This is a genomic window from Aquirufa sp., assembly GCF_044342065.1.
Classification (GTDB): domain Bacteria; phylum Bacteroidota; class Bacteroidia; order Cytophagales; family Spirosomataceae; genus Aquirufa.
In genome coordinates, this window is the sequence record NZ_JBIIQN010000049.1 from 1 (window position 1) to 8,941 (window position 8,941).

General features: G+C 40.8%; 10 protein-coding genes. 1 reads left to right on the top strand and 9 read right to left on the bottom strand.

The genetic code is table 11. From position 1 onward, the window contains the following. Positions 1-201 precede the first annotated feature (201 nt). From ACIQZ2_RS11345 to ACIQZ2_RS11385, 9 genes are all read right to left on the bottom strand, one after another. Positions 202-648 (bottom strand): DUF6691 family protein, encoded by a 447-nt coding sequence (locus ACIQZ2_RS11345; protein WP_395768976.1) that lies wholly within the window; start codon positions 646-648, stop codon positions 202-204. Between the two features lie 68 nt (positions 649-716). Beyond that, the gene (locus ACIQZ2_RS11350; RefSeq protein ID WP_395768967.1) at positions 717-1,280 is read right to left on the bottom strand and encodes a YeeE/YedE family protein; all 564 of its coding nucleotides are present in this window, start codon (positions 1,278-1,280) and stop codon (positions 717-719) included. A 264-nt stretch (positions 1,281-1,544) separates the two neighbouring features. Further along, positions 1,545-1,787 (bottom strand): hypothetical protein, encoded by a 243-nt coding sequence (locus tag ACIQZ2_RS11355; RefSeq protein WP_395768968.1) that lies wholly within the window; start codon positions 1,785-1,787, stop codon positions 1,545-1,547. 51 nt (positions 1,788-1,838) lie between these two features. Beyond that, complete coding sequence (locus ACIQZ2_RS11360) at positions 1,839-2,111, bottom strand: rhodanese-like domain-containing protein (RefSeq protein ID WP_395768969.1); 273 nt, start codon at positions 2,109-2,111, stop codon at positions 1,839-1,841. Position 2,112: 1 nt separating this feature from the next. Beyond that, positions 2,113-3,531, bottom strand: a complete 1,419-nt coding sequence (locus tag ACIQZ2_RS11365; RefSeq protein WP_395768970.1) for a rhodanese-like domain-containing protein — start codon at positions 3,529-3,531, stop codon at positions 2,113-2,115. Positions 3,532-3,549: 18 nt separating this feature from the next. Continuing rightward, the gene (locus ACIQZ2_RS11370; RefSeq protein ID WP_395768971.1) at positions 3,550-4,371 is read right to left on the bottom strand and encodes a sulfite exporter TauE/SafE family protein; all 822 of its coding nucleotides are present in this window, start codon (positions 4,369-4,371) and stop codon (positions 3,550-3,552) included. Between the two features lie 91 nt (positions 4,372-4,462). Further along, entirely contained in the window at positions 4,463-5,875 is a 1,413-nt protein-coding gene (locus ACIQZ2_RS11375; RefSeq protein WP_395768972.1) for a hypothetical protein, read from the bottom strand. Positions 5,876-5,936: 61 nt separating this feature from the next. Next, positions 5,937-6,566 carry a Crp/Fnr family transcriptional regulator gene (locus ACIQZ2_RS11380; protein ID WP_395768973.1) on the bottom strand — a complete coding sequence of 210 codons (630 nt, stop codon included), beginning with the start codon at positions 6,564-6,566 and terminating at the stop codon, positions 5,937-5,939. Positions 6,567-6,696: 130 nt separating this feature from the next. Beyond that, on the bottom strand, positions 6,697-7,731 hold the full coding sequence (locus tag ACIQZ2_RS11385) for a Gfo/Idh/MocA family oxidoreductase (RefSeq protein ID WP_395768974.1): 1,035 nt from the start codon (positions 7,729-7,731) through the stop codon (positions 6,697-6,699). A gap of 47 nt (positions 7,732-7,778) precedes the next feature. Here ACIQZ2_RS11385 and ACIQZ2_RS11390 point away from each other — a divergent pair, with 47 nt between their 5' ends. Next, positions 7,779-8,783, top strand: coding sequence for a glycoside hydrolase family 43 protein (locus tag ACIQZ2_RS11390; RefSeq protein WP_395768975.1), 1,005 nt, complete (start codon positions 7,779-7,781; stop codon positions 8,781-8,783). Positions 8,784-8,941: the final 158 nt, after the last annotated feature.

The window sequence follows — 8,941 nt, forward strand, 5'->3', positions numbered from 1 at the left end:
GATAGAATAATTCGCTAAAAGAATATTTAATTTCTCCGCAAGCTCTTTTGATTTAGACTTGTCTAGTCCTATGGCATTTAGATTTTTCATAATTCAATTTAATTGTTTTGCGTTGTTGTTGTTGTTTAATATTAATAAACAAAAGAGGGATCCCGACTTAAACCGAAATCCCTCTTACCTCTAACTTCTTACCTCTCACCTCTAATGCGGTAACTGATCTCTAAACTTACCATACACCCAAGTTCCGGCAGTTGCGCTTAAGACCACCACTAAGATGACATAAGCTCCTGTTCCCACTTGAGCAAAAAGCGGACCTGGACAAGCTCCAGTCAGCGCCCATCCAAGGCCGAAGATTAAGCCACCAATTATTTGGCCTTTATTAAACTTCTTATCTGTGAAGGTAATTTCCTCTCCGTGAATACTTTTAATCTTGAATTTTTTAATTAAAAATACAGAGATGGCTCCTACCACAACCGCAGTACCGATCACACCGTACATGTGGAAACTTTGTAAGCGGAACATTTCTTGAATGCGAAACCAAGAAATAATCTCAGCTTTGATAAATACGATACCAAAAATCACGCCTACAGCTGCATATTTGAAATTATACCACCAAGGGTGAACCAATTCAGATTCGTTGACACACATCGTGTCTAATGAACGTACTTCGAAATCTACTGGATTTGCGTGTTCTGTTGTCTTCTTTTCCATGGGTATTATAAGTGTAAGATGAATGGTAAAATGAAATTAGCCATAACGAAACCACCAATCATGAAACAGATGGTAGCAACTAACGATGGCCATTGAAGGTCGGAAAGGCCCATGATCGCATGTCCAGAGGTACAACCACCTGCATAGCGAGCGCCGAAGCCTACTAAGAAACCACCACCGACCATCATCACAAGTCCACGTAATGTGAATAGACTTTCAAATGAAAACAATTGGGCCGGAACCATGCCTGAGAAATCGGTGATACCATAAGAAGCTAACTCTTTGGCTAAATCTGGGTGAACAATAACAGCATCATCGGATCCCAAGTAAAGTGTAGAAATGATGCCTCCCACTAAAATTCCCCCCACGAAAAAGAAGTTCCAAGTTTCTTTCTTCCAATCATAACTGAAGAAAGGAATGTTGCTCGGTAAACACGCTGCGCACGCATGGCGTAAGTTGGCCGATATACCAAAGTGTTTGTTGCCTAAAATCAATAAGGCTGGGACAATAAGTCCGATGATAATTCCTGCCGTATACCAAGGCCAGGGTTGGGTGATTGTTTCCATCATAGTAAGTTAATTTAGACTTTAGTCGTTAGACGTTGATTTATATTTTGATTTGCAAATTAATTAATTCTCTACTCTTTACTCTCTACTCTCTTATCTCTGAAGCCTGCTATCGTATTTATCATAAAATAACCCAAAACAGCAAAGTAAACGATGCTGTTTTGGGGTTTACTGGTAATTGGACAAGTGCCTGTCGCACAACCAATATCTCTCCAGTAGAAATATCCAAAGAGGCCTCCAAAGAGCCCTCCTGCAATAGACCATAAGTTATTTAGCATGAACTTCTTCATAAGATACATCTTCGGATTCTTTTTGAGTTGATTTATTCATGGGTACACCGCAGCCTTGTGCGCCACAACCAGCATTCAATAAGGCCATGCCTACCAATACTAGTCCGAGCATGGCCATCAGTGTATCGTTTCCACGATAGGCCTCCAGCAATGCGTATCCGCCAATTACTAAGCGGATGATGCGTATGATGCCCCAATTTTGAGTTAGATTCGTTAGCATAATATGAATTTAAAGGGTAAAACCCCAGGCTTAAACCTGGGGTTTTGTTAGTTAATCTTGATAAACGAGCATGTCATGCAGACCTCCACCATTGTAAACTTCGGATAGGCCGGCTTGCTTCAACAAGTTCATGGCCATTCCTGAACGATTTCCGCTCCGACAATACACCACGATTGGTCCTTCCATCGATTTAAATTGGTCTAATTTTAAAGGAACAATTCCTAAGGGAATATTGATAGCACCTTCATAATGTCCACTCGCAAATTCACCTGTTTCGCGAACATCAACTACCGTAGTAGCGGGATTTTTCAATAAATCTTCCATGTTACAATAAAGTTGATGGACAAACATAGTCCGTGATTTTAAATTTCTCTGATTCTTTGATGGCTTTAAAACCACCATTTACGTCGATCAAATTATCATATCCACGTGCACGAAGTGTTGAGTTAAAGATCATTGAACGGTAACCACCTGCACAGTGTACGAAGTAAGTCTTGTTCTTGTTGATTTTCATCATGCTATCGTTGATGAAGTCCAAAGGTGCATTTTCCGCGTCCACGATGTGCTCGCTTAAGTATTCTGAATTTTTACGTACGTCGATGATTTCACCCTCACCTGCCTCGAAACGAGTGAACATTTCTTCCGGGCTGATCGAAGTGATCGTATCCACTTCCATGTTTGCAGCTTTCCAAGCAGCAATGCCACCTTTTAAGTAACCAATAGTGAAGTCATAGCCTACACGCGCTAAACGTGTGATTACTTCTTCTTCGCGGCCTTCATCTGTTACCAACAAGATTTCTTGCTTGATATCTGGAATCATCGCGCCCACCCAGGGTGCGAATGAACCATCAATTCCGATGTTAATCGAATTTGGAATAAATCCAGCAGCAAACGTTTGTGGATCACGCGTATCTAAGATTAATGCACCAGTCTCATTAGCCGCTACCTCAAATGCTTCCGGAGATAAGGCGTGTTGGCCTCGCTCCATTACTTTATCAATAGAATCATATCCTTGGATATTCATCAATACGTTTAATGGGAAATATGCCGGAGGAGCAACTAAACCTGTTAAAACTTCTTTTTTGAATGCCTCTCTTGTTAAGGCAGGATTCAAAGCGTAGTTGGTTTTCTTCTGATTGCCCAACGTATCCGTCGTTTCCTTACTCATGTTTTTTCCACAGGCAGAACCTGCACCATGCGCTGGATATACGATGATATCATCAGCCAAAGGCATAATCTTATTTCGTAACGAGTCGAATAGGTGACCTGCTAATATATCTTCAGTAAGATCAGCTTTTACTTTTTGAGCTAAATCTGGACGACCTACATCACCGATGAACAAGGTGTCTCCAGAGAATAAACTTGTTGCTTTTCCTGACTCATCAATCAATAAGAAACACGTAGATTCCATGGTGTGTCCTGGTGTATGGATCACTCGGATTGTTGCGTTGCCTAATTTGAATTCTTGGCCATCTGTAGCTGTTATGCATTCGAACGCACAAGCTGCATTAGGACCGTAAACGATAGGAGCACCCGTCTTTGCAGATAAATCAATGTGTCCAGATACGAAATCCGCATGAAAGTGTGTTTCAAAAACGTATTTGATTTTCGCACCATTGCGTTCTGCTTTCTCGATGTAAGGCTGAACCTCGCGAAGTGGATCGATGATCGCTGCTTCGCCATTGTTTTCGATGTAGTAAGCACCTTGTGCTAAACATCCTGTGTAAATTTGTTCTACTTTCATGTTATTTTTTTTGTGCTGTTATTTTAAAGGGAAGGCTAATTGCTGTACTAAAATGTAAATACCCATCACTAGTACAAACCAACCAAATCCCACTTTTAATTTATTTCCGTCTACTTTTTTACTGATAATATCGCCTATGAAAATTCCGCCAATGGCTAATGCGGTAACAAGTAATAATAAGTTCCAATCAATGACTGTATGACCTAAGTCACCTGTAAATCCAATGAGCGATTTGGCAGCAATGATTAACAATGAGGTGCCTACTGCTTGTTTCATGGACAGTTTAGAAAGCATAACCAAGGCTGGAATGATTAAGAAACCGCCGCCAGCGCCAACTAAACCGGTCAAAACACCTACAACCGCACCTTCTAATAGGATCATTGGGTAATTGAATACCTGCTCTTCCTCTACGTAAGTACCTAATTTTTCTTTTTCACATTGTTCACACTTTCCACGAATCATAGAAATCGATGCGGCTACCATCAAGATGGCGAAAAGTACCATCATGAGAATGGATTTTGTGACTACGAAATCTCCTAGCATGAAAACTTCAGTTGGGATTAAGGGTACAATGAATTTGCGCGTGGCATATACCGAAGCTATAGAAGGGATACCAAAAATGATCGCTGTTTTTACATTGATTAATCCTTGCTTGTATTTTGGGAATGCGCCAACTAATGAACTCGCACCTACAACAAATAAGGAATAAGCTGTAGCTAAAATGGGGTCAACGCCAAACAAGTAAACCAATACAGGAACAGTTAAAATGGAACCACCGCCACCGATTAGGCCAAGTGAAATTCCGATAAGTAAAGAGGCAAAGTAGCCGATGATTTCCATGTGATCTTTTATTGTTTTTAATATTACAAATGTCGGGTGTTTTACAAAGCTATTTCGTGATTTTTATCACAAGTCCCATTTTTTTTAAACATTAAAAATGAAAGTTTAAAACGACGTTATAATTTCTCATATTGACCTTATTAATAATGTATTTCTCATTTTCGTAGGTATTTCCTTGATTGGACTTGTGTACATACAAGGCTTGAATTTCTAATCCTTCTAAGAAATTTTCGAATTCGTATATCATTTCCAGGTTTAATTGGTCATAGCTCGGTAAGCCATATTTATTTAATGCCACATGTTTAACATCGGGTAATTTAAATACGCCATAACTTAAAGATGTTTTGAGCGGAAAGTTATCGGCCAAATAGCTAATTTTTCCCACAATGGCATTTACATCGCCAAAGCCTTCATTCCGTTCACGCGGCATAAAGGTGTAAAAGGGGTCGCGCCCCCATTCGCGTGGCATTAAATAACGGCCTTCACCGGTTATACGTGTGTAGTTAATGGAAGTTTTCCACTGGTTATTTTCCCAGCCAAGTTTGGAGCTAAACACGCGCGACATCTGTGATGGATCAAAATAAGTCTTGGTAGGATCTTCATTTCCGCCAAAATTGACCGCATGTTGTTCTGTATACTGAAAGCCTGCTACCCAGTTTCCTTGTTTGGTGTCATATTGCACTTGTGTGGTGTTAAAAACATTGTCTACATAGACATTCCAAAGTTTCAAAGAGTGTCCTTTAGGGAGTGTATGCGTATAGCCAATTAAAGCAATGCCTTTGGATTCAATGTGCTGAGCATAATTTCCTTTGGTGCCATTGATATTCACTCCATTCGAATAAATTCCAATCGACTCGCCGATTCCATACCAATCTACCGTTCCGCGCGGAGAAATTTCGTATAAATAGCCTCCTTCCAATTTATTATGCTTCCCAGGATAAATTTCACTGTAAATACCACCCACTTCTGTTGGCCGCATTCGCCCATCTTGCAAATTAATGAAGGGTGTGTTAATCAATTGCTTACCTACTATAATATGCGATTTTCCCCAATTGTACTTTAGATATAATTCCTCGAGGCGATCTAAATCATGTTTGTTGGCTAAGTTCTCTAGGTCAAAGAGCGCTGTTTCATACCGACTAATTGTATTGGTATATGGATCAATTCGTGTCATGTCCGACGAGCCAATGTTATAAATGAAATAACCACCCACACCCATTTGGAAGCCTTTATAGGAAGCAGTTTCATAAAATAATCCCCCACCTGCTGCATGTGCATAGGCATCGGTTAATCTATTTTGATTATCCGTAGCCATGAAAAAATACCGTAAGTTTCCGTGTACTTTCCCGTGTTTGAAGGCAAATAGGAGGGATGTGGAATCTTCGGCAACACTTTTTTTGCCTTTCCACAGATGTGGAGGCGTGTGCATTTCTTGATGCTGTGCGTAAAGATTAAAGACTAAATGGGTAAAGATTACTAAATACCAAAGGCGATTTTTTTGCATAAAATTTTGTCAATTAATATGCAAAAATTCGTCTTTTAGGTTTGTTATGGCGTGATAAGTATCACAATGACCTTAGGTCGATAATTTCAATTTGGTTTTTGATGATTTTTATATGCCCTTTTTCTGCTAGTTTCTTCATCAAGCGCGAAATGACTTCTCGGGAAGAATTTAATTCCGTGGCGATTTCAGTAAACGAAACCTTAATCGTATTGCTCTTTAAACTTTTTTGATGCTGCTTGAGGTACCATAATAAACGCTCATCCAAATTTCGAAAGGCAATGTGGTCCAAGGTGTCCAATAACTCTTCAAAGCGTGAACGATACGTTTCCAAAACAAATTGATACCAAGATTTATATTTAGAAGCCCATTCATCCATCAATTCCACGGGTATGGTCATAACTTCGGTATCGACCAAAGCCTTGGCCATAATTTGGCTATTGAGGTTTCTGGCTGCACATGTCATCGAAATGGCGCATGCTTCACCTGGATGTAAGTTGTACATGAAAACTTCATTGCCTTCATCATCTTCTCGAAAAACTTTGATAATCCCTTTGGTGACAAACACGGCTGAACGGATGCTTTGGCCTGTTTTCATGAGGAAATCATCCGCCTGAAACTTGCGGATTACGCCAACTTGTTGGATCTTCTTTTGTAATTCGGGTTCGAAATTAGTGAATATGTCTGTTTCCATGTGCTGATTCTAGAGATGCGATACCTCGCGGATTTTTGTAGAGACGCGATGCTTCGTGTCTGTTTTTTTTTGTAGAGACGCGATACCTCGCGTCTGTTTTTTGTAGAGACGCGATACTTCGCGTCTATTTCTAATAGTTAATAACTCTTTTCTCCCGACTACTTTCCATCGCCGCATCGATCACCCGCATGCTGTTGATGCCATCTTGCACCGATACCGCCGGTAACGCATCACCGCGTAAAGATTGATAAACATTCTCATAAAAGGCCATAAAATTACCTTTTTCGGACGGGATGCGTTCTGGATTTCCTCCATCAACTTGCATGACTCCGTAATCCTGTGGACTTTCTTGGCCCCAAGTATCCCCTTGTGGTTTTCGTCCTGCATCCAAGTCTGCTTCTTGTCGGTCGGAGCGCGTTTTAATAAAACTCCCCAATTTACCATGCAATTGAAATGCGGGAACGGGTACCTTAAAATAATACCCAGCCTTTAAGCGAACGCTCATTTCAGGATAATATAATAGTATTTCAAACAAATCTTCGACTTCTGTTCCGGGTCTTGTTTTCCTTAAATCCGCAAAAACATGGGTCGGATTTCCAAACAAATACAAAGCCTGATCAATGATATGTGGTCCCAAATCGAATATGATTCCAGCCCCAGGCCCAGGAACTTCCTTGTGCATCTTCGGAGATTTAATCCCATTAAACCGGTCAAAATGAAATTCAGCTTCTACGATTTCACCCAGTTGGCCTGATTCAAAAACCTTTTTGACAGTTAAAAAATCGGAATCCCAACGGCGATTTTGGTAGACAAAAATATGTTTCCCTGCTTCTGAAGCAATTTTCTGAAGCTCTTTTGCCTCTTCAGTTGAGTTCGTAAATGCCTTTTCAACCACAACATGTTTTCCCGCTTTTAAAGCTTGGGAAGCATATTCGAAATGCGTGGGGATGGGGGTATTGACGATAATTAATTCGATATCAGAATCTTGTATGACTTCGTCCAGTGAATCATATGAGTGAGTTCCGGGATAGGCTTTTTGAATGTTTTTTTGGCTACGTTCGTAGGAGCCCACAAGTTCGAAGCCGGGATGAATTTCGATGAAAGGGGCGTGAAATATACGTCCCGACATCCCATACGATAATAATGCGGTTTGAATTGCTTTCATGAAGTAAAAATAAGAAATTTAGGGCTTTGAACTACAAACCTATCCAAATGAAAAAATTACTCGTTTTTGCTTTAGTGAGTTTTGGGGCATTTGCTCAGCAACCACTTGTTTCACATATCTACACAGCAGATCCTTCTGCACACCTTTTTCAAGGAAAAATCTACATTTATCCTTCGCATGATATCGATGCCGGTGTCAAAGAAGATGACATGGGTAGCCATTTTGCGATGAATGATTATCATGTGCTGTCACAAAAAACGCCTTCTGGCCCTGTGACGGATCACGGAGTAGCTTTGAAATTAGCCGATATCCCGTGGGCGGGTAAGATGCTTTGGGCTCCTGATGCTGCTGAATCCAATGGGCAATATTATTTGTATTTCCCTGCCAAAGATAAAGAGGGCGTTTTTCGCATCGGAGTAGCTAGTTCCATTAAGCCCGAAGGTCCTTTTAAAGCGGAACCGAATTACATCAATGGAACCTACAGTATCGATCCGTGTGTCTTTAAAGATGCGGATGGAACGCATTATATGTATTTTGGGGGTATTTGGGGAGGCCAATTGCAACGTTGGAAAATGGGGCACTACATGGCGAATGACGATAGCCAACCGGCAAACGACCAACCAGCTTTGATGGCTAAAGTAGCTAAGCTCGATAAAAACATGAAGGTGTTAGCTGAGAAGCCTCGTGATGTGCAGATTGTAGATGCGGCTGGAAAAATCTTGTTGTCCTCCGATCATGACCGTCGGTTCTTTGAAGCAGCCTTTGTACATCAATACAAGGGGAAATATTATTTCAGCTATTCGACAGGGGATACCCACAACATTGCCTATGCGACTGGAACGAGTCCTTATGGGCCTTTTACCTACCAAGGTGTTTTGTTGAAACCCGTGAAAGGCTGGACGAATCACCATTCGATTGTGGAGCAAAATGGCAAATGGTATTTGTATTTCCATGATGTCCAATTATCAGGCAGAACACATTTACGTAACATCAAAGTAACTGAATTGAAGTATCGCGCGGATGGATCAATTGAGCCCATAACAGCTTATTAATTTTTCCCAAGATGAATCAGATAGACCTTTCGTGGATACATTCGATTAAGCAAGCAAGACAGCCCGATGGACATAAGAAATCCTTTGGTCATGTCTTGATTATTGCTGGAAGTCCAGGAAAAGTGGGTGCTGCACTTTTATGTGCGCGGGCTGCATTG

Coding starts and splice junctions, on each gene's coding strand:
- ACIQZ2_RS11375 (WP_395768972.1), bottom strand. CDS start 5,875: ATGCAAAAAAATCGCCTTTGGTATTTAGTAATCTTTACCCATTTAGTC.
- ACIQZ2_RS11355 (WP_395768968.1), bottom strand. CDS start 1,787: ATGCTAACGAATCTAACTCAAAATTGGGGCATCATACGCATCATCCGC.
- ACIQZ2_RS11385 (WP_395768974.1), bottom strand. CDS start 7,731: ATGAAAGCAATTCAAACCGCATTATTATCGTATGGGATGTCGGGACGT.
- ACIQZ2_RS11390 (WP_395768975.1), top strand. CDS start 7,779: ATGAAAAAATTACTCGTTTTTGCTTTAGTGAGTTTTGGGGCATTTGCT.
- ACIQZ2_RS11360 (WP_395768969.1), bottom strand. CDS start 2,111: ATGGAAGATTTATTGAAAAATCCCGCTACTACGGTAGTTGATGTTCGC.
- ACIQZ2_RS11370 (WP_395768971.1), bottom strand. CDS start 4,371: ATGGAAATCATCGGCTACTTTGCCTCTTTACTTATCGGAATTTCACTT.
- ACIQZ2_RS11350 (WP_395768967.1), bottom strand. CDS start 1,280: ATGATGGAAACAATCACCCAACCCTGGCCTTGGTATACGGCAGGAATT.
- ACIQZ2_RS11380 (WP_395768973.1), bottom strand. CDS start 6,566: ATGGAAACAGACATATTCACTAATTTCGAACCCGAATTACAAAAGAAG.
- ACIQZ2_RS11365 (WP_395768970.1), bottom strand. CDS start 3,531: ATGAAAGTAGAACAAATTTACACAGGATGTTTAGCACAAGGTGCTTAC.
- ACIQZ2_RS11345 (WP_395768976.1), bottom strand. CDS start 648: ATGTGTGTCAACGAATCTGAATTGGTTCACCCTTGGTGGTATAATTTC.